General features: G+C 69.6%; 22 protein-coding genes. 11 read left to right on the forward strand and 11 right to left on the reverse strand.

Annotation, left to right across the window (positions count from 1 at the left end; translation table 11 throughout):
- The first annotated feature begins 25 nt into the window (after positions 1-25).
- Positions 26-811, forward strand: coding sequence for an IclR family transcriptional regulator (locus NRB56_RS40065; RefSeq protein ID WP_319942718.1), 786 nt, complete (start codon positions 26-28; stop codon positions 809-811).
- Here NRB56_RS40065 and NRB56_RS08430 read toward each other — a convergent pair.
- From NRB56_RS08430 to NRB56_RS08440, 3 genes are all read right to left on the reverse strand, one after another.
- Positions 808-1,515 carry a hypothetical protein gene (locus NRB56_RS08430; protein ID WP_153340064.1) on the reverse strand — a complete coding sequence of 236 codons (708 nt, stop codon included), beginning with the start codon at positions 1,513-1,515 and terminating at the stop codon, positions 808-810. The genes NRB56_RS40065 and NRB56_RS08430 overlap by 4 nt on opposite strands.
- A gap of 75 nt (positions 1,516-1,590) precedes the next feature.
- Positions 1,591-2,301: an isochorismatase family protein gene (locus NRB56_RS08435; RefSeq protein WP_227837365.1), complete on the reverse strand. Its 711-nt coding sequence runs from the start codon at positions 2,299-2,301 to the stop codon at positions 1,591-1,593.
- A gap of 11 nt (positions 2,302-2,312) precedes the next feature.
- Positions 2,313-3,527: a CaiB/BaiF CoA transferase family protein gene (locus NRB56_RS08440; protein WP_153340066.1), complete on the reverse strand. Its 1,215-nt coding sequence runs from the start codon at positions 3,525-3,527 to the stop codon at positions 2,313-2,315.
- A 486-nt stretch (positions 3,528-4,013) separates the two neighbouring features.
- On the opposite strand from NRB56_RS08440, the gene NRB56_RS08445 reads away from it, so the two are divergent.
- From NRB56_RS08445 to NRB56_RS08480, 8 genes are all read left to right on the forward strand, one after another.
- Positions 4,014-5,585, forward strand: coding sequence for an ABC transporter substrate-binding protein (locus tag NRB56_RS08445; protein ID WP_153340069.1), 1,572 nt, complete (start codon positions 4,014-4,016; stop codon positions 5,583-5,585).
- Complete coding sequence (locus NRB56_RS08450) at positions 5,582-6,622, forward strand: ABC transporter permease (protein ID WP_153340071.1); 1,041 nt, start codon at positions 5,582-5,584, stop codon at positions 6,620-6,622. Before NRB56_RS08445 ends, NRB56_RS08450 begins: the two co-directional genes overlap by 4 nt.
- A complete protein-coding gene (locus NRB56_RS40070; RefSeq protein ID WP_194290770.1) occupies positions 6,619-7,482 on the forward strand; it encodes an ABC transporter permease in 864 nt (287 codons plus the stop codon). Before NRB56_RS08450 ends, NRB56_RS40070 begins: the two co-directional genes overlap by 4 nt.
- Positions 7,483-7,496: 14 nt before the next feature.
- On the forward strand, positions 7,497-9,362 hold the full coding sequence (locus NRB56_RS08460; RefSeq protein WP_153340075.1) for an ABC transporter ATP-binding protein: 1,866 nt from the start codon (positions 7,497-7,499) through the stop codon (positions 9,360-9,362).
- Complete coding sequence (locus NRB56_RS08465) at positions 9,359-10,543, forward strand: acyl-CoA dehydrogenase family protein (protein ID WP_153340077.1); 1,185 nt, start codon at positions 9,359-9,361, stop codon at positions 10,541-10,543. The genes NRB56_RS08460 and NRB56_RS08465 overlap by 4 nt, the downstream gene beginning before the upstream one ends.
- 202 nt (positions 10,544-10,745) lie before the next feature.
- A complete protein-coding gene (locus NRB56_RS08470) occupies positions 10,746-11,258 on the forward strand; it encodes a flavin reductase family protein (RefSeq protein ID WP_153340079.1) in 513 nt (170 codons plus the stop codon).
- A 20-nt stretch (positions 11,259-11,278) separates the two neighbouring features.
- A complete protein-coding gene (locus tag NRB56_RS08475) occupies positions 11,279-13,051 on the forward strand; it encodes a helix-turn-helix domain-containing protein (RefSeq protein WP_194290771.1) in 1,773 nt (590 codons plus the stop codon).
- A gap of 66 nt (positions 13,052-13,117) precedes the next feature.
- A complete protein-coding gene (locus NRB56_RS08480) occupies positions 13,118-14,362 on the forward strand; it encodes a multidrug effflux MFS transporter (RefSeq protein ID WP_153340083.1) in 1,245 nt (414 codons plus the stop codon).
- 27 nt (positions 14,363-14,389) lie between these two features.
- Here the strand turns inward: NRB56_RS08480 and NRB56_RS08485 are convergent, their stop codons facing one another.
- From NRB56_RS08485 to NRB56_RS08505, 5 genes are all read right to left on the reverse strand, one after another.
- A complete protein-coding gene (locus tag NRB56_RS08485) occupies positions 14,390-17,407 on the reverse strand; it encodes an alpha-mannosidase (protein ID WP_153340085.1) in 3,018 nt (1,005 codons plus the stop codon).
- 73 nt (positions 17,408-17,480) lie between these two features.
- Positions 17,481-18,074 (reverse strand): GTP-binding protein, encoded by a 594-nt coding sequence (locus tag NRB56_RS08490; RefSeq protein WP_153340087.1) that lies wholly within the window; start codon positions 18,072-18,074, stop codon positions 17,481-17,483.
- Positions 18,055-18,435, reverse strand: a complete 381-nt coding sequence (locus NRB56_RS08495; RefSeq protein ID WP_319942719.1) for a DUF742 domain-containing protein — start codon at positions 18,433-18,435, stop codon at positions 18,055-18,057. Before NRB56_RS08495 ends, NRB56_RS08490 begins: the two co-directional genes overlap by 20 nt.
- Positions 18,432-18,872 carry a roadblock/LC7 domain-containing protein gene (locus NRB56_RS08500; protein ID WP_153340089.1) on the reverse strand — a complete coding sequence of 147 codons (441 nt, stop codon included), beginning with the start codon at positions 18,870-18,872 and terminating at the stop codon, positions 18,432-18,434. Before NRB56_RS08500 ends, NRB56_RS08495 begins: the two co-directional genes overlap by 4 nt.
- Positions 18,862-21,252, reverse strand: coding sequence for a sensor histidine kinase (locus NRB56_RS08505; protein WP_153340091.1), 2,391 nt, complete (start codon positions 21,250-21,252; stop codon positions 18,862-18,864). Before NRB56_RS08505 ends, NRB56_RS08500 begins: the two co-directional genes overlap by 11 nt.
- Positions 21,253-21,542: 290 nt before the next feature.
- On the opposite strand from NRB56_RS08505, the gene NRB56_RS38275 reads away from it, so the two are divergent.
- Entirely contained in the window at positions 21,543-21,944 is a 402-nt protein-coding gene (locus NRB56_RS38275) for a hemophore-related protein (protein ID WP_194290772.1), read from the forward strand.
- 66 nt (positions 21,945-22,010) lie between these two features.
- On the opposite strand, the gene NRB56_RS08515 is transcribed toward NRB56_RS38275, so the two are convergent.
- From NRB56_RS08515 to NRB56_RS08525, 3 genes are read right to left on the reverse strand one after another with little or no spacing between them, the layout of a single operon-like run.
- A complete protein-coding gene (locus tag NRB56_RS08515) occupies positions 22,011-23,162 on the reverse strand; it encodes a sensor histidine kinase (RefSeq protein ID WP_153340095.1) in 1,152 nt (383 codons plus the stop codon).
- Positions 23,159-23,815, reverse strand: coding sequence for a response regulator transcription factor (locus NRB56_RS08520; RefSeq protein WP_319942720.1), 657 nt, complete (start codon positions 23,813-23,815; stop codon positions 23,159-23,161). Before NRB56_RS08520 ends, NRB56_RS08515 begins: the two co-directional genes overlap by 4 nt.
- Before the next feature lie 52 nt (positions 23,816-23,867).
- On the reverse strand, positions 23,868-25,043 hold the full coding sequence (locus NRB56_RS08525) for an amidohydrolase family protein (RefSeq protein WP_153340097.1): 1,176 nt from the start codon (positions 25,041-25,043) through the stop codon (positions 23,868-23,870).
- Positions 25,044-25,293: 250 nt separating this feature from the next.
- Here NRB56_RS08525 and NRB56_RS08530 point away from each other — a divergent pair, with 250 nt between their 5' ends.
- On the forward strand, positions 25,294-26,370 hold the full coding sequence (locus NRB56_RS08530) for a Zn-dependent alcohol dehydrogenase (RefSeq protein WP_319942721.1): 1,077 nt from the start codon (positions 25,294-25,296) through the stop codon (positions 26,368-26,370).
- The last annotated feature ends 18 nt before the right edge of the window (positions 26,371-26,388 follow it).

The raw sequence follows: 26,388 nt of genomic DNA on the forward strand, positions 1-26,388 counted from the left end.
AAATTCTCTCCCCTAGACTGACCGGGTGCCCGATACCGAAACCGACGGCCAGAGTCGCTCCATCGCCGCGGTCGAACGCGCGATGGATGTGCTGCTGCTCTTCGGCCGCAGCGGCCGTGCCGACCTCGGCGTCACCGAGATCGCCAACGAGCTCGGCCTCACCAAAGCCGCTGTGCACCGGATACTTACGGCTCTGCGCAGCCGCGACCTGATCACCCTGGAACCCAGCACCCGCCGCTACGCGCTCGGGCACGCGGCCATGGCGCTGGGCCGGGCCTATCTGGCGCGCACCGATCTGCGCGTGATGGCGGGTCCGGAGCTGCGCCGGCTGGCGTCGCTGACCGGTGAGACCGCGACGCTGTCGATCCGCCGCGGCGACACCCGCATGTACGTGGACCAGGTGGTGCCGGACCAGGAACTGAAGATGGAATTGGTTCTGGGACAACCGTATCCGTTGCACGCCGGCAGTTCCTCGAAGGCGATCCTCGCCTACCTCCGCAAGGAGGAGATCGACGAGTACCTGCGCCGCAACGAGCTGACCGGATTCACCGACGCCACCATCGTCTCCCAGCGCAAGCTGCGCGCCGAACTGATGGCCGTGCGCAAACGCGGCTACGCCTGCTCGATGGGGGAGCGGCAGATCGGCGCCGCCTCGATCGCCGCGCCGATCCTCGATCACGACGGCGGCGTGGTGGCCTCGATCAGCGTGTGCGGGCCGCTGCCGCGGTTCGAACCGCACATGGACGAGTACGCGCCGGTGCTGCTGGACGCCGCCACGACCCTGTCGACCCAGTTGGGTTACGCCGGTTAGAGATTCGCGCCGGGCTTGAACACCCCGAGCGCCGCCGCGGCGAGCACGCTGCCCCAGATCGTCCACACGTAGGGCAGGCAGCCGTTCACGCTGCGGCGCAGGACCGTCTCCAGATCCGGTCCGGTTTCGCCGGCCATCAGCCGGCCGAAGGCGGGACCGAAGGGGCGCAACGTGATCCGGATACCGAGCCCGGCGGCGACGGCCGCGCACCACAGCAGGATCTTGCCGCCGAGCCAGCGCGGATTCGTGGTGACGCCGAACGGGTCGTGCGCGATCAGCGTGTAGCCCCCGGCTACGGCCATGCCGATGATCGCGGCGGTGCGCAGCGTGAGGTCCGCGCGGGCCACCGCCGTGAGGCGCCCGTGCGTGCGGTGCGTGACGACCGCCAGGGTGAGCCAGGCGAGCGCGAACAGCCACACCAGGGCCACCAGCCACCACGGGAACAGGTCGATGCCGAACAGCCTGGCGCCGTGCGGATCACACGCCATCAGGGTCACGCCACTGGGCAGGAACAGGATCAGGCAGATGCGCGGCGCCAGGTCGAGCCCGCTCATGATCGCCAGCGCGGTGGCGCGGGCGGGCGCGGTGAGCTTCGGGTCGATGACGAACCGGCTGGAGTAGAAGACGCCGAGGTCGCCGCCGAGCCAGAAGACGAACAGCACCAGGTGCAGCAGAATCCACCAGCCGTAGTGATGCGGGCCCATGATTGTCCTATCGGGGAGTGTCGGAACATGCTGCGGCACATCGTTGTTCGCAGTCGGTCCGGGTTCGGGCGAGAATCAGCGCAGCAGCGACAGCGCTGCGGCGAGGTCGATCACATCGGCGTACTTGGCATCCAGGTCGAGCAGGTTCGCCTCGTGCAGGCGGGGATCACGGTCGCCGCAGGCGTCGGCCACCACCAGCGGGCGGAAACCGTGCTGCAACGCGTCGGTCGCGCTAGCGCGGATACAGCCACTGGTGGTGAGCCCGGTGATCAGCACCGTGTCGATCCGCTGCGCGGTCAGGTCGGCGGCGAGCGCGGTGCCGTGGAAGGCGCTGGCGTAGTGCTTGGACACCACGGTCTCGCCGGGGAGCGGCGCCGGGTCCACGGGGAACTCGGCCAGCGGGTTGCCCTCCTCGAAAAAGCTGAGCGCGGGCACCTTTCGGCGGAACAGGCCGCCGTCGGTGGTCCCGGGACGGTAGCTGACCCGCGTGAAGATCACCGGCACACCGGTTTCGCGGGCGCGGGCGACCAGGCGCGCGGTGGCCGCGACCGCGTCTTCCACCGGCGCGCGCAGGGGCGAGCCGTTGGTGAGGTAGGCCATGCAGACGTCGATCACCAGCACCGCGAGCCGTTCGCCCGCTCCGAGCCGGGCTGCGAATCCGTGGGTGCGATAGTCCGCCGCGAGGTCGGATGTCCCGGGGCTGGAAGACAGCACCGCGCCGAGATCGGGTGGCGCGCGATGGGCTGGTGTTGATTCGGCAACGGGCGGTGCGGCGTTCGCTGGCATGGTGCTGCTCCTCAGACGATGCCGGCGGTGGCGAGGCCGGCGAGTTCGTCCGAACTCAGGCCCAGCAGCGTGGAGTAGATCTCGGTGCTGTGCTCGCCGAGTTCGGGGCCGGTGTGGCGGACGCTGCCCGGGGTCTCGCTGAGGCGGGGGAAGACGTTCTGCATGGGGAAGTCGCCGAGGTCCGGATGGGCTAGTCGCACAATGGCTTCCCGGGCGGCGAAGTGCGGATCGGCGAACATGTCGCGGGCGGTGTAGATGCGCCCGGCCGGGACGCCCGCCTCGTGCAGCAGGGTCAGGACCTCGTCCGCCGGGCGGGCGCTCGTCCACTCGGCGATGATGTCGTCGAGTTCGGCCATGTTCTCCCCGCGCGCGGAATGGGTCGCGAAGCGTTGCGCGGCAGCCAGATCGGGGCGTCGCATGGCTGCGGTGAGGCGGGTGTAGACGGTGTCCTGGTTGGCGGCGATGAGGATCATCTCGCCGCCGGCGGTGGGGTAGACGTTGCTGGGGGCGACGTTCGGCAGCACCGCGCCGGTGCGCTCGCGCTGGTAGCCGGTGATATCCCATTCCGGCAGCAGGGATTCCATCATCGCCAGCACCGCTTCGTAGATCGCCGAGTCGACGATCTGGCCCCGGCCGGTGAGTTCGCGGTGGTGCACCGCGGCTAGCGTGCCGATGGTCGCGAACACGGCGGCCAGCGAATCACCCAGGGAGATACCGGTTCTGGCGGGCTGATGATCCGGATCGCCGGTGGTGTAGCGAATTCCGCCCATCGCCTCGCCGATCGAGCCGAACCCGGCGCGCCCGGCGTACGGCCCGCTCTGCCCGTACCCGGTGACCCGGGTGAGGATCAGCCCCGGATTGTCCGCACGCAGGGTCTCGTAGTCCAGGCCCCAGCGTTCCAGCGTGCCCGGCCGGAAGTTCTCGACGACGACATCGGCCTTGGCGATCAGCCGCCGGGCCAGGTCCTGGCCCTGCGGAGTGCGCAGATTGCAGGTCACCGACTTCTTGTTGCGCGCCACCACCGGCCACCACAGCGACCGGCCCTTCGGCTTCTCGCGACCCCATTCCCGCATCGGATCGCCCTGCCCCGGCGACTCGAGTTTGATCACCTCGGCCCCGAAATCGCCCAGCAGCTGACCACAGAACGGGCCCGCCAGCAGCTGACCCATCTCGATCACCCGCAGGTCGTGTAGCGGTCCCGGCGTCGCGGTGGTGAGATCTGCCATGAGGCCGGCTCCGTTCCGGCACGGGCCGCGTCGCGCTCCGTGTCTGGTTGCTGTCGTGGTCCCGGTGGCCGTCGGATCCACGGTCCAGGAATGGATACAATGTATCCCGCTGCGAAACAGTCGGCAAGATCAGGGAACCGGAGGGCCGGCCGCCGGCCGGGTGCGCCGCCGCGTGGCGCAGCGCCTCGGGTGCCCGCCGGGATCCCGGCCAATGTTTTTACAATCCCGAAACCCGGCTCGGGTGACGGATTTTCGAATCCGATGGTAGGGAAATGTGGATCACGCCATATACCTCGGCTGCCGAATGTATGAAGGACCATATTCCGGCCCGCTCCGATTTTCCTAGACTTGCGCCGTTCGACAGAAAAACCCGACGGGCGCCGATGTGCACCCGGCGACATTCGCAGCTCGATTCCGAGCCGTGCCGCCGTTCATCGGCCCGGCACATCGCGGTGGCTGGAAGCGGGTTTCCGAGAAGAGGTTGCCATGACATTGACCAGAGCCGGCTCGCCGGGTTTCTCCCGGCGTGGACTGTTGCGCGCCGGGCTGTCCGGAGCGGCCGCGCTCGCCGCCGGCCCGATCCTGGCAGCGTGTGCCGGTCCGGCCGGAACCGGCGGGACGACCGGCGGGGCGTCGGCGCCGCCGAAGCGCGGTGGGACGCTGCGGATGGCGCAGCCCGCCACCACCGCCGAGAAGATGATGCCGCTGATCCTGCCGGCGATGCAGTTGCGGGGTTTCCAGATGTTCGATCCGCTGGTGCAATTCGAAGCCGGCGAGGGAAATCACGGCCTCGCGATGATGCTGGCGGAGTCGATCACCATGGATTCCGCGACACAATGCACGGTCGTGCTGAAACCGGGCCTTACTTTCCACAACGGCAAGCCGATCGGCCCCGACGATATCGTCGCCACGATGCGGCGCGCCGGGACCGAGCCGGGCAGCTCCTATTCGACGGCCTTCACGAATGTCGATTTCGGCGCGACCAGGGCACTGGACGCGCGCACGCTGCGGTGCGTGCTGCAGAGCCCGGAGAGCACATTCGCCGAGAACTTCGTGGCCGTGCCGATCATGCCCGCCGACTACGATATCGCCGCGCCGGTCGGCAGCGGTGCCTACCGCCTCGCCTCCTACGTCCCGGGTGAACGCAGCGTATGCGTGCGATTCGAGAACTACTGGAACTCGGAGCTCGCGTACTTCGACACCGTCGAAACACTCACTCTCGCAGACAAATCGACCATTGTGACCGCCTTGCTGGGCAAGCAGATCGATCTCGCGAGCAATATTCCCGCGAACAGCATTCCGGTCGTGGAGGCCCAGGGATTCCGCAAGACCCAGTACGCGACCGGCAACAACTACATCATCAACATGAACACGCAGTTCGCACCACTGGACCGGGTCGAGGTCCGGCAGGCGTTGCGCACCTTGATCAATCGGCAGGAGATCATCGCTCAGGTCTACGGCGGTCTGGCCAGCCCGGGCACGGATGTGTACACGCCGTTGGACGCCGCCTACGACACCACGCGCAAGCCGCCGGCCGCCGACCCCGCACGGGCGATGGCGGTGCTGCGGCAAGCGGGCCTGGACAAACTGCCACTGACCGTGTCCACCACGGCCGGCGCCGCCGGAATCGTCGATATGGCGAAGGCATTCACGCAGCAAGCGGTCGCCGCGGGCCTGCCGTTCAAGGCACAGGAACTCGACGCGGCCACCTATTACGGGGCCGGATACGCCAACCGTCCACTGTCCACGTCCTTCTGGCCCGGCGAATCGTTCACCAGCATGGTGAAGAAGACCCGGCTGCCGAATTCGCCGTACAACAGCACACATTGGAGCAACGAGCGTTTCAATGCCCTGTACCGGAACGCGATGACGGAGATGGATGTCGCGAAGCGCACTGAGATCTTCCGGGAGATGCAGGACATCGAGGCGGCCGAGGGCAGCATGATCGTGGTGCTCTATCCGAAGCTGACGGATGTGGCGGCGCCGCACATCCAGGGCATGGCAGCGCAGTCGATGACCCAGAACGTCGACGTCCGCACGCTGTGGAGCAGCCGATGACCGTCCTGCTCGACGACGCCGCGCCCGGCGTGGAGGGGCCGCGCTCCGAGGGCGCGCTGCGCAGGCGACCGGCCGCGTCCCGGCCGTTGGCGCGCTACCTGCTTCGGCGGTTCTGCTGGGGCCTGGTGCTGATCTGGGTCGTCACCGTGCTGGTTTTCGTGGCCACCCAGGCCCTGCCGGGAGACGCGGCGGCGGTGATCCTCGGCGATACCGCGACCCCGGAACGCCTCGCGCAGGTCCGGGCGACGATGCACCTCGACGACCCGATGATTGTGCAGTACGTGAAGTGGCTCGGTGGCCTGCTGCACGGGGATCTCGGTGTCTCCCTGGGCAATCGGCAGCCGGTGTCGGCCTACATCGGGTCCCGGTTGCGCAACACCCTGGTGTTGTCCGGGCTGTCCTGCCTGATCGCCGTGCCGATCTCCTTCGGCCTCGGCCTGCGGGCCGCGACCCGGCCGGGCGGCCTGCTCGACCGCGCGGTGTCCGGGGCGACGGTGGTGTTGTCGGCGGTGCCGAGCATGGTGTTCGGGATCGTGCTCATCTACCTGTTCGCCACGAACGTGTGGCAATGGCTGCCCGCGGTGTCGCTGCTGGACACCCGCCGCGGCCTGTTCGGCCAACTCGACAAGCTCGTGCTGCCCGCGCTGACCCTGGCGCTGACGGCTGTGCCGCCCATCACCTACAACGTCCGGGCGTCGATGCTCGAGGTGCTGCGCGGCCCCTACATCGGGATGGCGCGGCTCAACGGCCTGCGCGAGCGGACCGTGCTCTGGCGGGAGGCCCTGCCCAACGCGCTGGGCCCGGTCGGCCAGGCGACCGCGCTGATGATCGTCATCGTGGTCGGGGGTACCACGGTCATCGAGACGATCTTCGGTTACGACGGTGTCGGCCTGGCGTTGGCGCACGCGGTGAACGGCCGCGATGTGCCACTGCTGCAGGGGATCACGGTGGTGCTCACCGCGGCCACCGTCGCGGTCGTGCTCTGTTTCGACATGCTGGCCGTGCTGCTCAATCCGAGACTGAGGACCGCACTGTGACCATCGAGATCGCACCCGGCACACCGGTGGCGCGGCGGCCGTGGCGCCGGCTGCCCGGCCGGGTGTGGGCCGGCGCCGCACTCGCCGCGCCCGTCGTGGTGATCGCCGTATTCGGCGGCTTCCTGGCGCCGCACGCGCCCACCGACTATGTCGGAGCGGCCTTTCAGGGCCCCGGAGCGGGCGCGCCGCTGGGCACCGACAACCTCGGCCACGATGTGCTCAGCCGACTGCTCTGCGGGGGCGGCCTGCTGCTGTGGCCCGCTGTGGCCGCCACCGCGGTGTCGGTGCTGTGCGGCGGTGCGCTCGGCCTGGTCGCGGGCTGTTCCCGCGGCCGGGCGGGCGAGTGGATCCCGCGCGTCGTGGACGTCCTGCTGGCGTTCCCCGCCCTGGTGCTCATCCTCATGCTGATGGCGCGTGCCCCGTCGTCGACCGGGCTGGTGGTCGTCTCCTGTGCGCTGGTCCTGACCCCGGGCGCGTTCCGCATCATGCGGGTGGCCGCCGGTGAGGTGGCGGTCCGCGATTTCGTCGCGGCGGCCCGCGCCCTGGGCCTCGGCCGGATCGCGGTGATCCGCCGGGAGATTCTGCCCAATGTGACCGCGCCGTTGTTCGTCCTGATCCCGATGCAGTTCATCGCCGCCACCGGTCTGATCACCGTGGTGAACTTCCTCGGCCTGGGCGTCAGCGGATTCACCCCCAGCTGGGGCGTGATGATCATGGAGAACAAGGACGGCCTGGTGGTCGCGCCACTGGGCGTACTCGCGCCGGTCGTGGCGATCGCGGTGCTGTGCGTCGGAATCAATCTCGTCTCGGACGGCATCGCCGCGCATCTGTCGCGCGCCGCGGCCGCCGCCGACAGCTGATCGAGGATCCTGACATGGAAACGACTTTCGCGCCGACGCGGCCGAATTTGATACGGCGGCAAGCCGTTCTGACTGTTCATGACCTGGCGGTACGCGCGCCGGACGGCACCGCCATCGTCCTGCCGCTCGATCTCGAGCTGGCTCCCGGGGAGATTCTGGGCCTCGTCGGCGAATCCGGATCCGGCAAATCCACACTGGGCATGGCCCTGCTGGGTTACGCGATGCCGGGGCTGACGATCACCGAGGGCACCGTCGTCGTTGCCGGGCACGATGTTTCGAGCGCCGACGAGGCGGGCCGGCGGCGGTTGCGCGGTGGTGTCATCTCGTACGTGCCGCAGGATCCGGGGGCCGCGCTGAATCCGGTGCGGCGCATCGGCCGGCAGATCGACCGCATGCTGCGTACCCATGCCCCGGAGCTGTCCGGTGCGCAGCGCTCGCGGCGGATCGGCGAACTCCTGGACCGGGTGGGCCTGCCGGACACCCGGGAGTTCCTGCGGCGCTACCCGCATCAGCTGTCGGGCGGGCAGGCCCAGCGGTTCGCCATCGCGGTGGCCTTCTCCTGCGATCCGGCCGTGGTCGTCCTCGACGAGCCGACCACCGGCCTGGACGTCGTCACCCAGCGCCGGGTACTCGAGCTGGTCCGCGGCCTGTGCCGCGACGACGCGACGGCGGCGGTGTACATCAGCCACGATCTGGAGGTGGTCGCCGAACTCGCCGACCGGATCGCGGTCATGTATTCCGGGCGGATCATCGAGTCCGGGGCCGCCGACCGGATCGCGTACGCCGCAGGCCATCCCTACACCCGCGGCTTGATCGCGGCGGTTCCGGACCGGACCGGCCGGGAGTCGGTCACCGGCATCCCGGGACACGCCCCGTCGCCGTTCCGGCGGCCGGACGGCTGTGCTTTCGCGCCCCGGTGCCCGGTGGCCCGCGCCTCCTGCGCGCACGGCGAGGCGCCGGCGCTGCGGCGGATCGGGACGGGCCACCTGGTCGCGTGCCCCTACGAGAGGGAGAAAACGAGCGGCTCCACGGCGCGGCCCGCGCCACGGGGGCCGGTCGCCGCGACCGAGTCCGCCGGCCTCACGATCACGAACCTGCGGGCGGGTTACGGCGGGCTGCAGGTGCTGCACGGTATCGACCTGCGGCTGCCGCCCGGCCGCTGCCTCGCGATCGTCGGTGAGTCGGGCAGCGGCAAGACCACTGTGGCGAAAGTGCTGGCCGGCTTGCACATTCACTACACCGGCGCGGTCGAGCTGGACGGCGCGACGATGGCCACGGCCGTCGAGCGCCGGTCGCCGGCGCACCGCCGCGCGGTGCAGTACATCTTCCAGAATCCGGCCGCGGCGCTGAATCCGCGGCGGACCGTGTTCGACACCGTCGCCGCGGCCCGCCGGGTCCTGGTCCCCGAGGATCCGGACCCGGGATCCGCCGTCCGCGCGACCCTGGAATCCGTCGCGCTGCCCGAGACCTATTGGTGCCGTTACCCCCATCAACTCAGCGGTGGGGAGCGGCAGCGGGTCGCGATCGCGCGCGGCCTGGTCGGCGAGCCCCGCTTCCTGATCTGCGACGAGGTCACCTCGGCCCTGGACGTCTCGGTCCAGGCCACCATCGTCGAACTGCTGCGCGACCTCGTCCTGCGCCGCGGCGTGGGAATGGTCTTCATCACCCATCAGCTGCCGCTGGTGCGCGGTCTGGCCGACGAGGTCGCCGTCTTCCAGCAGGGCCGGCTGCGGGAGTACGCGCCGACCGGCACGGTCCTCGACGCACCCACGCACGACTACACCCGGACGCTGCTCTCCGCCGGCCCGCATCCACTGCGGTCCGCTCGACCGAATCCGGCCGGTGCCGGGACGATTCCGCTCGGAAAGGATGTTCCATGACCTCCGCTCCCTCCCGCCTCACCGCCGCTCCGCGCGACGCCCAGGACTGCGTCGCGATCTCCCGGGAGGTGCGGACCCGGCTGGCGGCCATGTCCGCGGACATCGACCGGGCCGGCGTCTATCCCACCGCGGCAATGGAATTGGTCGACGACTCCGGTCTGCGGGACTTGGCGCTGCCCCGCTCGGCCGGCGGGATCGCCGCGGACGTGCCGCTCGACGACACGGAGGCGATGATGCAGATCATCACCAACATCGCCGCCGGGGAGAGCTCGGTGGCGCAGATGTGGCTGTTCCACCAGTCCACGGCACGGTCGATGCTGCATCCGGCGGGCCCGCTGGGCGCCGAGGCCCGTACGGTCCTGCTCGACCGGTTCCGGCACGACGGAGTGCGGTTCTGCGCGCCCAACAACGAACATTCCGCGACCTTCGGCCGCTACGAGATGGAAATCCGCCGTGCCACCGGCGGGGTCGTCGTCACCGGCCGGAAGTATTTCGCGACGGGCAGCGGCGGGGCACGCTACGCGGTGTCGTTCGGCGTCACGAAGGACTTCCCGGACATCCCCGACGGTACCCTGCACCGGGTGGTGATCGATCTCGACGACCCCGGCGTCACCCGCTACGACGACTGGGACAACATGGGTCAGCGATCGACCACCAGCGGCTCGCTCGGCTACGACGGGGTATTCGTGCCGGACGGTTTCCACTATTCGGTCCCGGATTTCCGGTGGGATGCCAACGCGACCGGTTCGCTGGGCATCACCGCGATCGTGCTCGGTATCGGCCTGGGCGCCTTCGACGCCGTCGTGGATTTCGTCAAGCACCGCGCGGCGTACCGGGATGCCCCGCAGGACAAGGTGATTCGTCACCATCTGGGCCGGTTCGCCGCGTCGCTGGCCGCCGCCGAAGCCTTGTTCCGGGCCGCGACCGCCGAAGCCGTGGCGGCCGACCGCAGCGGTGACCGGGACCGGATCGCCGCGGCCGCCGCCGAGACCGAGAAGGCCAAGGTGACGATCGTGGAGGCCGCGTTGCTCGTGACGGGGGAGATGCACCGGCTCTGTGGCGGTCAATCCACCGCCAACGAGCACAATCTGGACAGGTTCTGGCGCAACGCCCGCACTTTGAGCGTCCAGAACGTCCTCGACGTCGCGATCGACAAGATCGCCGGATACGAGCTGCGGTAGGACGGCGGTTGCCTTGTGGGCCAAGGGATCCGCGTGCCGGAGCACATGCGCCGGGATCGGAATGTGGGCGGCGGACCATGGTCCGGCCGCGCCGCGCGCCATACCGTGAAGATCGGCCCAGTCATCCGGATCCCGTACGGCGGATGCACATCGCATTTCCGGCGCCGGTCTCGCGCCCGCGGCGGTACCTCAGAAAGTCGATATGACGAATATCAGCAGCGGCCTCACCGATCTGGATGTGCGGGAGGCGATGGCAAGACTGGTCACGGGCGTGACGGTCGTCACCACCCACGGCGCCGACGGCGACGCCGGGACGACCATCAATTCGTTCACGATGATCACCCTGGAACCCCCGACCGTGATGATCTGCCTGAACACGCGCAATCGTGGTTACGCGGCCGTTGCGGAGAGCGGCCGGTTCGCGGTGAACGTGCTCAGCGGCTCGCAGGCCTGGATCGCCGAGTTGTTCGCCACACCAGGTCTGTCCCAGCACGAGCGATTCGCCCGGCTGGACACCACGCGGGCCGGCACCGGTTGCCCGATCATCGCCGGAGCGGCATCGTGGTTGGACTGCACGGTCACCGAAGCCCGGCGGATAGGTACCCACGGCGTGTTCTTCGCGGAGGTGAAGGACGCGGGCGTCGACCGTCTCGACGAGGTGCCGCTGGTCTACTTCCGGCGGTCCATGCACCCGTTGCGGCATTCGACGGCATGACTGTCACGGAGGCGTTTTCGATGCAGGGAGTACCGGAGGAAAGAGCGCGCGAGCACATCGGCGAGGACACCGCGGAAATTCTCGTGCGAATCGCGGAGAGCGCCCTGGATTCCGATGCCTTCCGCTCGCTGGACGACACGCTCGACAAGATCTGCCTCTACGTCTATTCGTCCCTGCGCTGCGCCGATGTCGAGATCCGGGTGCTGGACCCGGACAAGGAGGAACTGGTGGCGCGCGGCCGGATCCGCATACCGGAAGCGGCACTGTACGGTCGCAACGATCCGCTGTTCCTCAGCGATCCGCCGGTGTCCTATCTCCGTTCCGGCCTGCGCGCGCCCAGTATCGAGGTGTTCCTGCGCGCCCGCCCGTTCACCGCGCGCGTCGGTGAATTCGACACCTCGTCGGACCGCTATTCGAGCATGCGCGAATGCGGTATCGGCGCGATGTATTTCGCACCGATCGTGCGCAACGGGACCACGGTGGGCGTGCTCGCCTGTTACTGGCGCGACGAACAACTGCCCGATCGCGGTGACCGGTCGCTGGTCGCGACGATGTGCCGGTTGGCCGCGGTCGCCATCACCACCGCGACCATCGCGGACGAGGCGGCCCGGATCAGGTCGGAACTGGAGGACGTCTACCGGCATCTCGAGCACGACAACAAGGGCCTGCAGGTCGTCCAATCGGCGCAGAGCGCGATGATCCGGCTGCTCGCCGACCGGTCCGCGCGCACCATCCAGCAGACGGCCACCAGCCTGGCGTCCGCGATCGGCCGTTCCGTCATGGTCTGCCGCGCCGACGGAGTCGAACTGGCGGTGCAGGCGGCCGAGGAACATCTGCCGGCGCTGCGCGCCGCCCTCAGCCGGCGCCGGACCGACGGTGGCGACTGCACCGTGATCCGGATGGAGGGCGGGCGTTCACCGGCGGCCCAGGGATCGCTGATCATCACGCCCGCGCTGTCGCCGCGGGACGAATACGGGCAGATCATCGCGGCGCAGGCGGCCCTGGTGATGGGCGGTCATCTCCAGGCCCAGGAAATGGATTCCGCGCTGAGCACATTCGCGCTGCCGGCGGTGCTGCTCACGCTGTGTCACGGGCTGGCGGGAGATCCGCAGATCCAGGAGACCTACGGGCTGCTGAACATCACCGAGACCACCGCGCTGTACCTGGCCGTCGCCCGGACGCCGACCCCCGAGGCCGCGTTCCGGCTCGGCCGCAAGCACGAAACCCTGCGGTCGGCGGGCTGGCGCTGGCTCGCCGCCTGTGCCGACGGCTGCGACGTACTCCTGCTGCTCCACGGCGACGAGCCCGATCGGGCCAGCGCGCGCCACTTCATGGCGATGAGCCCGCAGGCCGCGCGGATGGGTCTCAGCTCACCGTTCATCGGCCTGGACCAGTTGCCCCAGGCGCTGAAGCAGGCCCGCGCGGCGGCCTCGGTCGCCGCCACCGACCGCGGGGTCGCCTACCACGGCGATTTCGGCTCCTTCGGCAACGTCGCCGCGGCCCTCGAACCGGAACAGATCACCGACTTCGTCACCGCGACGCTGGGCGAACTGCGCCGCTACGACGCCCGCCGCGGCACCGGCCTGGTCGATACCCTCCGCCGCTACGTCGCGCACAGCGGGCAGATCGCGGAGACCGCCACCGAGCTGTCCATCCATGTCAACACCCTGCACCAGCGCATCCAGCGCATCGAACAGGTGACGGGGCTGGATCTGCACTCCTATCGGGACATCGCCCGCGTCACGCTCGCACTGGACATGCTGCGGCTCGCCGGCGATACCTCACTGTCCTGAAATCTTCTCTGTCCCTTCATGTTCCGGCGACCGCCGGGGCATTCCTCCTGTGCCGGAGCGTCATCCATGACCGATATCACCGTCCCGGCCCGGCAGTCCTCGCCGGGCACCGCATCCCGAACCGGCGCCGGGTTGATCCTCGTGCTGGGATCGCTGTCGATGCTGGCTCCGCTGTCGATGGACATGTACCTGCCCGCCTTTCCGCGGATGGCCGGTGACCTGGCCACCGGCAACGACCGGATCCGGCTGACGTTGACGGCGTGCCTGCTGGGCCTGGCGGCGGGTCAGTTGCTCGCCGGTCCGCTGAGCGATTCGTTCGGCCGCCGCCGCCCGCTGCTGATCGGAATGTCCGGCTACCTGCTGTCGACGATCCTGTGCGCCTGTGCCCCGAATGCCGAGGTCCTCATCGGCGCCCGCTTCGCCCAGGGCCTGACCGGTGCCGCCGGAGTGGTCCTCGCCCGGGCGATCGTGCGAGATCTGTTCCAGGGCTTGGCGGCCGCGCGTTTCTACAGCAGTCTCATGGCGGTGTCGGCCCTCGCGCCGATCCTCGCACCCGTGGTCGGCGGCCTCGTACTGCGAGTGACCGGCTGGCGCGGCGTCTTCGTCCTGCTGGCCGTACTCGGGGCCGCGATGCTGGTGGCCTGCGCCCGCACGGTCCGGGAGACGCTGCCCGCCGAGCAGCGCATCCGAGGTGGCCTGCGTCGCAGCGCCGCCGCCGCGTCGGCGCTGGTGTGCGACACCCGTTTCACCGGATATCTCCTGACCCAGAGTTCCGCGTTCGCGGTCATGTTCTGCTACGTGTCCGGCTTCTCCTTCGTCGCGCAGGACATCTACCGGGTCACGCCGACCGGATACAGCCTGCTGTTCGGCCTGAACGCGGTGGGCCTCGCGGTGACCAGCCAGATCAACGGCCGATTGCTGCTGGGCCGCGTGCCTTCGCACGTCGTGCTCGGATCCGGACTGCTGCTGCTCCTCGCCTCCGCCGGCACGCTGCCGATCGCCGTGCACTGCGACGCCGGGCTGCCGTGGATCGCCGGTCTGCTGTTCCTGTCCGTGTCCGCGATGGGACTGATCCTCTCGACCAGTACCTCCCTGGCACTCGATCGCGCCGCCACCGCGGCCGGCACCGGCAGTGCGCTCCTCGGTGCCGCGCAGTTCGGCGCCGCGGCCCTGTCCCCGATCCTGATCTCGTTCGGCAGCGGCGCCACCGCGGCCCCGATGGCCGTGGCGATGGCCGCGCTGGCCGCCACCTCGATCCTGATCTTCTGCACCGTCGTCCGTCCCTGGCGGCGTCTCCCGGGCGCCGGATGATCGCGAAATATGTTGCGAGGGAATCGGTTACGTGGTCGTGCGGGGAAAGCGGAGGGTGAGGAGTTGGAAGGGGCGGAGGCGGACGTGGACCGGCGTTTCGTCGGTGATGGTGGCGGCGGGGTCGGGGACCGGGCGTTCCAGCAGGTCGCAGGTGTGTATTCCGGCGGTGCCGAAATGCGGGGTGATCACCGCGGTGGCGCGGCCGCCGAGGGATTCGTAGACGCGCAGGATCACGTCGCCGGAGCCGTCGTCGGCGAGTTTCACCGCGCTGGTCACCACGGCGTCGTTGTCGACCGTGAACAGCGGCAGGACCGGTTGTGCCACACCGGTTTCCGGGGCGGACAGGTTGAGGCGGTAGCCCTCGCGGACCGCGTCGGCGAGGTCCGCGCCGGGGAAGACGGCGTGCCGGAAGCGGTGGAGGCCCTGGTCGGTGTGCGGGTCCGGGAAGCGGGGGCCGCGCAGCAGCGAGAAGCGCAGGGTCGTGGTGGTGCCGCCGTCGTCGCGGACGGTGCGGGTGACGTCGTGGCCGTAGGTGGAGGCGCTGATCAGCGCGACACCCCAGCCCGGTTCGGCGAAGTGGACGAACCGATGGTTGCACGCCTCGAATTTCGCCTGTTCCCAGCTGGTGTTCGTGTGCGTGGGCCGGAACAGGTGACCGAACTGGGTCTCCGCGGCGTAGCGGTCCGCGTGGATGTCCAGGGGGAAGGCCAGTTTCAGGAACTTCTCGGTCTCGTGCCAGTCGACCTCGGTGTCGACGGTCAGGCCCGCGTCGCCCGCGCGCAGGGCCAGCGTCTGGGTGACCGACGAGTTGCCGAAGGAGCGGACCACCCGCAACGCCGCGGTGCCGGGTGAATCCGCCAGCACCGTCAGGGAATCCAGCGCGATCAGGTCGGTGACGGTGTTGCGGTAGAACGCGTCGACGTCCCACGCGTCCCAGGCGTTGGGGAAATCCGGGTGCAGCTGAAGCAGATTCGCCGGCGCGCCCGGTGGCAGCGTCTCGCGGCGGTTGGTGAGATCGACCAGCGACACCACCAGGCCGCGACGGTCGACCTCGGCCCGCACCAGTTCGTTGGCGAGGACGTAGCCGCCGTCGTCGCAGGTGGTCACGCTGCAGGGCGGTGCGGCGCTGTCCGCGATCGCCGCCCCGCCCGCGGGAATCGACGACCAGGTGTGCGGGGCCGGGTTGAACAGGTGCGGGCCGGTCTGCTCGCCGCCCAGCGCCCACTGGGCCCGGCGCGTGATCTCCGCGAGTTCCGTGGCGACCTCCGCATGGGTGTGCTCCGCCTCGCGATGCACCCAGGCGATCGAGGAACCGGGCAGGATGTCGTGGAACTGCAAGAGCAGCACCGTCTTCCAGAGCCGCTCCAGCGCCTCGAGCGGGTAGCCGGCGCCCGCGCGCACCGCCGCGGTGGCCGCCCACAGCTCGGCCTCGCGCAGCAGATGTTCGCCGCGCCGGTTGCCCTGTTTCGTCCCGGCCTGGCTGGTGAGGGTGGCGCGGTGCAGTTCCAGATACAGTTCGCCGACCCACACCGGCGGATCGTGGTATTCGGCCTCGGCGGCGTCGAAGAATTCGGCGGGGGACTGCCACTGCACCGTCGGGGAGCCCTCGAGATCGCGCAGCCGGGCCGCTTTCGCGATCATCTCCCGGGTCGTCCCGCCGCCGCCGTCACCGAAACCGGTCGGCGCCAGTGATCGGGTCGCCCGGCCCTTGTCCTTGAAATTCCTTGCGGCGTGCGCGATCTCGCTGCCCGACATGGTGCAGTTGTAGGTGTCGACGGGCGGGAAGTGGGTGAAGACCCGGGATCCGTCGATGCCCTCCCACCGGAAGGTGTGGTGCGGAAAGGAATTGGTGCGGCTCCACGAGATCTTCTGCGTCAGCAGCCGATCCGAGCCCGCCGCGCGCATGATCTGCGGCAGCCCGGCGGCGAAGCCGAAGGTGTCGGGCAGCCACACCTCCCGGCTCTCGATCCCGAATTCGTCCAGGAAGAACCGTTTCCCGAACGAGAACTGCCGGACCATGGCCTCCGAACCCGGCATATTGGTGTCCGCCTCGATCCACATGCCGCCGGTCGGCACGAACCGGCCCTCCGACACCGCCTTGCGGACCTGCTCGTAGATTTCCGGATGCCGCTGCTTCAGGAAATCGAACTGCGCGGCCTGCGACATCGTGAAGACGAACTCGGGTTCGGCTTCCAGCAGCGCGATCATGTTCGCGGTGGTGCGGGCGACCTTGCGGACCGTCTCGCGCAGCGGCCACAGCCAGGCGGTGTCGATGTGCGCGTGCCCGATGGCCGAGATGCGGTGTGCGGAGGCGGAAGCCGGGCGCGACAGGGCCTCGGTCAGGCAGTCGCGGGCCGCTGTCGCGGTGCCGCCGACATCGGCGAGGTCGATCGCGTCCAGCGCGCGCTCGATCGCCCGCGCGATCTCGTAACGCCGTGTGTCCTCGGGCAATTCGTGCATCAGCTCGCCGAGTACCTCGAGGTCCTGCACCAGGTGCCAGACCTCCTCGTCGAAGATCGCGAGATCCAGCCGGCCCAGCCGATACAGCGGCCGGGTGCCGGCGGTCGCCTTGTCGCCCAGGTCGTTCGGCTGGAACGGGATACCCGGATTGGACGCGGCCTCCACGTGCAGCAGCACCTGCTCGCCGCCGGCGGCGGGCGCCGCCACCGGCACCCATTGGTTGCGCGGGTGCAGGCCCTTCACCGGCGTGCCGTCCGGCCGGTACACCAGCCCCTCGCACTGGAAACCCGGTATGCCGCCCTCGAATCCGAGATCGACGAGCGCCTCCACGGTGTGTCCGGCCCAGTCCTCGGGCACGGTCGCCTCGAGGGTGAGCCAGCTCGTTCCCCACGGTGCGCCCCACTCGGCGCCGGATTCGATCGGTGTCCGCGGCGCCGCCAGGCCCTCGGCGACCGGGACCGGCTCGTCGGGGGCGACCCAGATGGACGCGCGCAGCGGGACCGATCGCGGATGGATCGCGGGGACGATCCGCTCCCGCAGAACTCGCGCGAGGCGATCCTCGATCAACCGGCGATCGTCATGCATGGCGGGCTCCCAACCGAGCGCAGCGTAGAGCGGTGACGCTTCGCATCCTAGTGCCGCGCCCGGCGGGCCGGTGTCAGCGGACGGCGGCGGTGGCCTGGATGTGTTCGAGCAGCCGGACGAGCACGTTCTTGGCAGATTCGCGGTTGCGGGCATCGCAGAGTTGGACCGGGATGTCGGCGGAAAGGTCGAGCGCGCCGCGGATCTCGTCCTCGGCGTAGATCTCGGCACCGTCGAAACAGTTCGCCGCGACCACGAACGGGATCCCGCGGGACTCGAAATAGTCCACCGCGGCGAAGGATTCGGGTAGCCGCCGGGTATCCGCGAGCACCACGGCGCCGATCGCCCCGACCGACAGTTCCTTCCAGACGAACCAGAAGCGGTCCTGCCCCGGAGTGCCGAACAGATAGACGACCAGTTCCGGATTGATCGTGATGCGACCGAAGTCCAGCGCCACGGTGGTGGTGGACTTGCCCTCCACACCCGTCAGATCGTCGACGGCGGTACCGATTTCGGACAGCCGCTCCTCGGTGCGCAGCGGGGCGATCTCGCTGACCGCGCCCACCAGGGTCGTCTTGCCGACGCCGAATCCGCCCGCGATCAGCAGCTTGATCGTCTGCACCGTGTTCAGGCGGTCGGGATCGGCGTATTCAGATATTGCGTATGCCATCGAGCACCGCCTGCAGTAGTTCCGGATCGGGGGTGTTCGCGGCCGGTGTCGGCGACCGGAAGATGAGGTAGCCGGATTCGATCAGATCGCCGACCAGGACCTTGACCGCGGCCAGCAACAGATTGAGGTGAGCGGCGAGTTCGGCGACCGACACCGGCCGGGCCTGGCACAGGCGCACGATCTCCGCGTATTCCCGGTCCAGCGTCGCGGCCTCGGTCTCGGATCGGACGGCGACCACCAGGCTCAGCATGTCGAGGGTGTTGACATACTTCCCGGCGCGGCCGCGGGTCACCGCGAACGGCCGCACCAGCGGGCCGGGATCCTCGTCCTCCGCCCAGGGATCGCCGCTGAAATAGCTCACGACACGAGCGGCGCCCGCAGGGTGCCCGCCGCGCCGCGCGGCATCGCCGACAGCTGCTCGCCGACCTGCCCGAGGATGACGTTCACCTCGTAGGCGATCAGGCCGAGGTCGGCATCGATCTCCGCGAGCAGGGCCAGGCAGGTGCCCTGGCCGGCCTCGGTCACCACCAGGTAGCCCTTGGCCAGTTCGACCACGGTCTGCTGGAGTTCGCCCTTCTCGAAGCGGTCGCCGACCCCGCGGGCCAGGCTGTGCAGCGCGGACGCGATGGCGGCGAGGTGCTCGGAGTCCTCGCGGCCCAGGCTCTTCGAATGCGCCAGCGGCAGGCCGTCGGCCGACAGCACCAGGGCGTGTTCGGACCCCGGCACCCGGGTGACGAGTCCGTCGAGGAGCCAGTCCAGGGCGTTGCGGGCCTTCTGGGCCTTCGCGTCAGTGCTCATGTTCCGACCGTCCGTTCTCGTGTTCGGTGCGTGCGGTGGTGTCACGGGCCCGGCGGGTGCCGCGCTGGAAGGCCGCCATGGAGTGGCGGATCTGCTCCGGCGGGCGCCGATCGGCCGGTGGTTCGGGCTCGGTGGTCTGCGCGGGCTCGGTGTCCGGCCGCAGTTCGGGGGCGAGATGGGCGAGGCGCTGCCGCTTGGGCAGCGGGGTGCGGCTGCGCCGCGACGGCGTCAGCACCGGCGCCGCGGACCGGTCGGCACCGGAATCGCTTGCCGGCTCGGTGGTTTCGGCTGCCGGCGGGGCGACCGGCCACGGGGGCAGTTGCGGGACGGCCGATCCCGGCATCGGCGGCACCGCGTCGGTCACCGGCCGCGGCACCGTCGCCCGCCCGGCCGCGCGACCGGTCTCGGCAGGGGCGGAATCGCCTTCGGGGGCAACGGTGTCCATGATGTCCCGCGGAATCAGGACGATGGCGTTGACTCCGCCGTAGGCCGACTGGTGCAGGCTGACCGTGACGCCGAGCCGCCGGGCCAGCCGCCCGACCACGAACAGGCCGAGGTATCGGTGCCCGGCGAGCGTCATCTCCTCGAATTCGGGTGGGCTGGCGAGCAATTCGTTGAGGCGTTCCCGCTCGTCGAACCGGATGCCGAGGCCCTGGTCCATGATCTCGATCACCATGCCGCGGCTGACCAGGTTGCCGTGGACGGTCACCGGGGCCTCGGGCGGGGAGAACAGGGTGGCGTTGTCGATCAGCTCGGCGAGCAGGTGGATGAGGTCGGCCACCGCGTTGCCGTGCACCCAGGCGTCGGGCAGCCGGATCGCGCTGACCCGCGCGAAGTCCTGGGTCTCGGAGGCGGCGCTGCGGACGATCTGCTCCACCGCGACCGGCTCCCGCCAGCGCCGGCCGGGTTGCGCGCCACCGAGAATCAGCAGGTTCTCCGCGTTGCGCCGCCCGCGTGTGGCCAGATGGTCCAGCTGGAACAGCATTTCGAGATGTTCGGGATCGTTCTGCTTGGCCTGCGCGACATCGAGCACGTCCATCTGGCGGCGGACCAGGACCTGACTGCGCCGGGCGATGTCCACGAAGACCTTGTTGAAGCCGTCCCGGGTGCGCACCTCGGAGCTGGCGGCGGCCATCGCCGTCCGCTGCGCGACGGTGAACGCCTCGGCCACCTGCGCGATCTCGTCGGCGCCGTCGTCGAGCACCGCCGCCTCCGCCTCGATGTCGACCTGTTCACCGTCGTTGAGGCGCCGGATGATCGACGGCAGGGTGTCGTTGGCCAGCTCCAGACTCCGGGACCGCAGCGAGCGCAGGCGCCGCACGAGTCCGTTGGCGAGCAGGATCGCGAACACGAACACGGCGATCGTGATGGCCGCGATGCTCGCCGCGGCCAGGATCGCCCGGTTCAGCATCCGGTTCGCCGAATCGCCGACCAGTGAATTCGCGTACCGCGCATGACTTTCGAAGATGCCCACGAGCCGGCCCTGCACGGACTGCTCGGCCGCGCGCCACTCCTCGACCGGCACCGAGGGCGTTCCCCGCGACATCAGCTGATCTTCCGAGTCGGATGCCGTGCGCCACTGCGGACTCGAGGTCAGCGTGGTGTACAGCGCGCGGTCGGCGGGGGTGAACCGGGTGGCGAGGGCTTCGAGCGAGGTCCGGTAGCCACCGAGCAGCGCGGTGATGTCGCGCCGGTCGTCCGGGCCGAGGGAGCCGCCGGTCAGCGCCGCGTCCGCGATTCCGATTGCGCGCGAATGGAGATCGATCACCCGGAGCGCGGCGGCCGTCGTCATCTCCTCGGCGCCGCTCATCGAATCCGGGGTGTAGTGCGCGATACCCTCGAAACCCACGGGCGCGGTGCCGAGCAGCTTGGTGTAGAAATCGTCCACGTCGGCGGTGGTCGCCCGGCGCTGGTCGACGGCTTGGCGCAGGGGACCGATCCGGCCACCGAGTGCCAGATACTCCGGCGACACCGTGGCGAGGCCCGGATTCAACGGCCGCATCTCCACCGCCAGCCCGTTCACCGCGGCGAGGGCGGCATCGGTCTTCGCCCGTTGCGCGGGCAGATCGGCCAGGGCCTGCAAGTCGCCCGCGACCGCCATCAGGCTCAGCGTCCGTTCGTCCTCCATGGTGGTGGCGAAGGCCACCAGCGGGGTGATCCGATGACTGAGCAGGTCCGACCAGCGGCCCGCCGTGCGGGCCTGATCGCCCAGGCTCACCGCGATGGTGGTGCCCGTGATCAGCAGGGCGACCGACGGCACCAGCGCGATCGCGAGCATGCGGGTGCGAATGCTGCGCGCGGTGCGAAGCCCGGGCAACCGCAGCCGGGAACGCCGCGGCGGGCGTTGCTCGTCCGGTGCTGCCGGTGATTTCTCGATCAACAGGATTTCCTAGGCCGGGATATCGAGTGACCGGTGGCAGACCATCCGGCGAAAATCCCATGGCACATGGCAGTAACGGACACTTCTACTATCGATCGAACGAAAACCAACAATGCGGTCTGGAGATTAGCGACATCGTTGCGTACTGTCAACGGGCCGTGCGGAATCCGGACGGCCGTATTCGCGCCGAACCGCCGGCGCCGTACCTAGCGCTGGGCAAACGGCCGCGGTGGTGCACTGGGAACGGGTCACGGAGTCGTGATCGAAATTTCGGTGAAAGGTGTTCACAAATGGCTGTTTCGGGAATGTCGGCGCGATCCGCGCGGGTGGCCGGTGGCCTGGCGATCGCCGGCGCTATCGGTGTGGCCGGCCTGCTGGTTCCCGCGGTGGGCGCCGCCCAGCCGCCGGCCGGCGCGGAATTCCTCCGGACCACCTGCAATGCGGCACAGGTGGAGTCGGCGCTGCACGAGCATGCGCCGGATCTGGCGGCGCGCGTCGACGCGCATCCGGAATTCAAGAGCCGCCTCGACGAGTTGCTGAATCTGCCCCCCGCCGAACGGCAGCAGCGGATCGAGTCCTTCCGGCAGCAACATCCCGACCTCGGTGGCAACCGGCCGATGCCGCAAGGCGTGGACTCCGGTGCGGTGCGGGGCGAATTGCAACAGGTCCTCGACACCTGCCACAACTACTGATTCGCGGCGCGCACCGGTGAAAGCGGGTGCGGCGCAGCATCTTCGTTATGGCCGGAGGGCGGGATGTCAGCGTGGGGCGGGCAGCGTGACGGTGATCGCCAGCCCGCCCTCCGGCCGCGCGACGGCGGTAACGGCGCCGCCGTGCGCGCGGACCACCGAACGGACGATGGACAATCCGAGCCCGGCGCCGCGGCGGCCGCCCTCCGCGGGCTCGCCCGGCAGTCGGCGGAACGGCTCGAACAGCCCGTCCACCTCGACGGCCGGGACCATCGGCCCGCTGTTCTCGACGATCAGCCGCGCGGTATCGGCCGCGGCCGCCGTGGTGACCGCGACCCAGCCGTCGGCCGGGCGGTTGTACCGGACCGCGTTGTCGATCAGGTTGTGCGCCAGGCGTTCCAGCAGGATCGGATCACCGGCCACCGGGGCCGGTGCCGTCTCGGCGCGCACGGTCACCTCGCCGGGCGCGACGGCGGCGATCGCGCGCCTGGTCAGTTCGGCCAGATCGGTGCGGCGAACCTCGGTGAGGTGTTGTTCGCTGCCCGCCAGCACCAGCAGCCCGTCGATCAGGCGCTCGTGGCGCCGGTTCACCTCCAGCAGGGTGGTTCCCAGCTGCCGCAACGCCGGTGCGGCCGCCGGATCGTCGAGCGCGACCTCCAGCAGGGTGCGGTTGATCGCGAGCGGCGTGCGCAGTTCGTGCGACGCGTTGGCGACGAACCGGCGCTGACTGTCGAACGCGCGGTCCAGCCGTTCCAGCATCGCGTCGAAAGTGTCGGCGAGATCCTTGATCTCGTCGGGCGGACCCGCGAGCGCGATGCGCTCGTGCAGATTCCGGTCGGCGACCCGGCGAGCGGTCGCGGTCACGCGCTGCAGCGGTTGCAGCACCCGCCCGGCCAGCAGCCAGCCGAAGCCCGCCGCGGCCACCCCGACGGCCCCCAGCGCCGCGAGCGACCAGCCGAGCATGGCGTGCAGGGTGTCCCGGCGCTGCCGCTCGGCCTGATCGACCAGTGCGTCGTAGATGTTCTCGGTGAACATCGGTTTCGCGCGCATCGGCGGCTCGGGCAGGTTCTGCGTGAGGATCTGCCGTAGCGCGGCGCCGGGCCGTCGCTCCAGCCATTGGTCCAGCGAGAAGTACATGAGCGCGATCAGTATCGCGCCCGCCAGGAAGAACGCCCCCGCCCAGAGCAGGGTCAGCCGCATCCGGATCGTCGAGCGGGTCATCGGATCCGGTATCCCACACCGGGTTCGGTCTCGATCAGGTCCGGGGCGCCGAGTTTGCGGCGCACCATCATGATCGTGTAGCGGACCACGCCGGTGAACGGGTCGATGTGCTCGTCCCACGCCTTCTCCAGCAGCTGTTCCGCGGAGACCGGGCCGCCGTCGGCGCGCAGCAGTTCGGCCAGTACCGCGAACTCCTTGCGCGACAACGCGATCGGCTCGTCGTCACGGGTCACGGTGTGGTGCTGCGGATCCAGCCGGATCCCGGCGCGCGCGAGCACCGGCGGCGTCGCGGGGCCGGACCGGCGGCCCAGCGCGTGGATGCGCGCGGTCAACTCGGCGAAGGCGAACGGCTTGGTGAGATAGTCGTCGGCGCCGAGGCCCAGGCCCGCGACCCGTTCGGCGATCGCGACGGCCGCGGTGAGCATGAGAACGCGTGCGGGCGAACCGGATTCCAGCAGCGCCCGGCACACGTCGTCGCCGGGGACCACCGGTAGTTGCCGATCGAGCACGATCACGTCGTACGCGTTGACGGTGGCGCGCTCCAGTGCCGCGCCGCCGTCGTAGACCACGTCGACCGCCATGGCCTGCCGGCGCAGGCCGACCGCGATCGCGTCGGCCAGCAACCGTTCGTCCTCGACCACCAGTACTCGCACGGACCCCATCATGGCCGCCGAATCCGTGCGCGGCCTGAGGGAATCCGATGGATCAGCGCAGTCCGAGCAGTTCGGCGGTGTTCTCCCGCAGGACCTTCCGGGCCACCACCGGATCGCAGCCGTCCAGGCGAACCAGATAGTCGCGCGGTTCGCGCAATCCCTCCGGATGCGGCCAGTCCGAGCCGAACAGCACATGCTCGGTGCCGAGCGCGTCGATCAGGTCGTGCACGTCGTCCTCCGGGAACGGGCACACCCAGAGGTGTTCGGCCAGTGCGGCACTCGGCTTGTCCGGCAGCTTGCCGCCGATCATCGGGCCGCGGCGGCCCAGCGCCGCCGCCTTGTCGACCATCTTGAACAGCGGGCGCAGCCAGGCGGATCCGTTCTCGATGGAGATGATCTTCACCTTCGGATGGCGGCCGAACAGATTGTGCAGGGTCAGCGCGATGAGCGTATCCACCAGCGGCCGTTCGGTATTGCACAGCGCCCACTGCAACGGCGACTGCTGATGCGACGGATTGTCCGGATTCTCGGACCACTGGGTGCCGTAGAAGTGCTGGTATCCGCTGTTGGACACGTGGAACACCACCGGGATCCCGGCCTCGGCGACCGTCGACCAGAACGGGTCGAAGATCGGATCGGCGGGGGAGCGGCCGGCGATCGGGCCGGGACACAGGTGCACCATCCGGGCGCCGGCCTCGATGACGCGGTGCAATTCGACCACGGCACGGTCGATGTCGAGCAGCGACAGCATGGGCACCGCGAAGATGCGGCCGTCGTCGCCGTAACCCCAGTCGTCCTCGAGCCAGCGGTTGTAGGCCGCGAGGCTGGCGTAGGTGAGGTCCACATCGTCGCGCATGTCGTATTCGACGGAGACGCCGAGGGTCGGCAGCATGATCGTCGCCTCGACCCCCTGCTGATCGAGCAGCTTCACCCGAGCGGTCTTCTCGATGAACTCGGGGAACTCCTTGGCGGTCACCACCTCCCGGTGGGTCATGCCCTCGGATACGCCGCCGACGAACAGGCCCTGCAGCGCACCGGGCGCCGAGGCGTAGTCGCCGGGCATCACGCTCATGAAAGTCCGCTTGCCACGCAGGAATACGCGCCCGAGCCCGTCGCTGCCGCGCTCCACGCGGATCGTCTCGTTCGCGAACTTCGACTCGATATGGCGGGTGAAGCAGTCGTCGGTCTCGTAATAGTGCCCATCGGCATCGACCAACCGATAATCCATCACCGGATACCCTCCGCTACGGTCCATCGACCGGGAACGCAATGTGCTCACTCAGTAAGTGAGTGCCTAGTTACTAACTGTGCCCGGCGCCCCGATTGCTGTCAAGGCGGCCGGGTGCTGGAGCGGATTGCTGACGGCCCGCTCGGTCTGTGCCTAATATAAGTGAGTCCTCGCTCGCTAAGGCGTAGGTCTGCGAGCGGCCTTACAGCGTGTCCTTCGATGAGTCGGACCTGGTCACCAGGGGTTTGCAGTGAGAACAGTGGTAGCCTACGAGGCCGGTCGGCCGCTCGTGCTCGAGGATCTGCCCGTGCCGGCGATCGGGCCACGCGACGTCTTGGTACGGGTCAGCGCCAGCGGCATCTGCCACACCGACCTCACGGTGATCAACGGGCTGTCGCCGCTGCCGTTGCCGATCGTGCCCGGCCACGAGGGCTGCGGCATCGTCGAGGAGGTCGGCTCGGAGGTGCGCCGGGTGCGCGTCGGCGACCGGGTGCTGGCGTCGGTCTCCCCGGCCTGCGGGCACTGCTGGTGGTGTATCAACGGCATGTCCAACCATTGCGAACTCAATCCCGGCGTGAAGGCGAAGAAGCGCTTCACCGTCGCCGACGGGCGCGAGGCCGGGGCCGTCTGCGGCTGCGGGACATTCGCCGAGGCGATGGTGGTGGACGAGGCGTCGGTGGTCGCGGTGCAGACCGACCTGCCCGACGAGCAGTTGGCGCTGCTCGGCTGCGGCGTCACCACCGGGCTCGGCGCCGTGCTCAACACCGCGGAGGTCGTCCCGGGATCCAGCGTGGCGGTGATCGGCTGCGGCGGGGTCGGCCTGTCGGTGATCCAGGGCGCGCGCATCGCCGGCGCCGCGACGATCATCGCCGTCGACATGATGGCGAACCGGCGCGAGGCCGCCGTCGCCGCCGGCGCGACCCACACCGTCGATCCCGCCGAGGGCGATTCGGTGCAGCAGGTGCGCGCCCTGACGTCCGGCCGCGGCGCCGACTACACCTTCGAGGTGGTGGGCCGCCCCGAGCTGATCACCCAGTCCATCGACATGGCCCGCACCTCGGGCACCGTCACCCTGGTCGGCATGCCCGCCACCACGGATGTGCTGACCCTGCCCGCGATCTCGACCATCTTCTCCGGCAAGCGGATTCGCGGTTCCGTGGTCGGCGGCTCGCAGATCCTGCGCGACTTCCCCCGCTACATCCGGCTGGCCGAGGCCGGCCGGCTCGATCTGGGATCGATGATCACGCACCGGATCAAGCTCGACGAGATCAACCAGGGCTTCGAGCTGCTCACCCGCGGCGAGGGCGTCCGCACCATCGTGGTGTAGCCACCACCCGCGAAATCG

Source organism: Nocardia aurantia (assembly GCF_009604425.1).
Taxonomy (GTDB): domain Bacteria; phylum Actinomycetota; class Actinomycetes; order Mycobacteriales; family Mycobacteriaceae; genus Nocardia; species Nocardia aurantia.

Coding starts and splice junctions, on each gene's coding strand:
- NRB56_RS08525 (WP_153340097.1), bottom strand. CDS start 25,043: ATGGATTATCGGTTGGTCGATGCCGATGGGCACTATTACGAGACCGAC.
- NRB56_RS08445 (WP_153340069.1), top strand. CDS start 4,014: ATGACATTGACCAGAGCCGGCTCGCCGGGTTTCTCCCGGCGTGGACTG.
- NRB56_RS08470 (WP_153340079.1), top strand. CDS start 10,746: ATGACGAATATCAGCAGCGGCCTCACCGATCTGGATGTGCGGGAGGCG.
- NRB56_RS08485 (WP_153340085.1), bottom strand. CDS start 17,407: ATGCATGACGATCGCCGGTTGATCGAGGATCGCCTCGCGCGAGTTCTG.
- NRB56_RS08515 (WP_153340095.1), bottom strand. CDS start 23,162: ATGACCCGCTCGACGATCCGGATGCGGCTGACCCTGCTCTGGGCGGGG.
- NRB56_RS08475 (WP_194290771.1), top strand. CDS start 11,279: ATGCAGGGAGTACCGGAGGAAAGAGCGCGCGAGCACATCGGCGAGGAC.
- NRB56_RS08435 (WP_227837365.1), bottom strand. CDS start 2,301: ATGCCAGCGAACGCCGCACCGCCCGTTGCCGAATCAACACCAGCCCAT.
- NRB56_RS08480 (WP_153340083.1), top strand. CDS start 13,118: ATGACCGATATCACCGTCCCGGCCCGGCAGTCCTCGCCGGGCACCGCA.
- NRB56_RS08430 (WP_153340064.1), bottom strand. CDS start 1,515: ATGGGCCCGCATCACTACGGCTGGTGGATTCTGCTGCACCTGGTGCTG.
- NRB56_RS38275 (WP_194290772.1), top strand. CDS start 21,543: ATGGCTGTTTCGGGAATGTCGGCGCGATCCGCGCGGGTGGCCGGTGGC.
- NRB56_RS08490 (WP_153340087.1), bottom strand. CDS start 18,074: ATGGCATACGCAATATCTGAATACGCCGATCCCGACCGCCTGAACACG.
- NRB56_RS08460 (WP_153340075.1), top strand. CDS start 7,497: ATGGAAACGACTTTCGCGCCGACGCGGCCGAATTTGATACGGCGGCAA.
- NRB56_RS08440 (WP_153340066.1), bottom strand. CDS start 3,527: ATGGCAGATCTCACCACCGCGACGCCGGGACCGCTACACGACCTGCGG.
- NRB56_RS08500 (WP_153340089.1), bottom strand. CDS start 18,872: ATGAGCACTGACGCGAAGGCCCAGAAGGCCCGCAACGCCCTGGACTGG.
- NRB56_RS08465 (WP_153340077.1), top strand. CDS start 9,359: ATGACCTCCGCTCCCTCCCGCCTCACCGCCGCTCCGCGCGACGCCCAG.
- NRB56_RS08450 (WP_153340071.1), top strand. CDS start 5,582: ATGACCGTCCTGCTCGACGACGCCGCGCCCGGCGTGGAGGGGCCGCGC.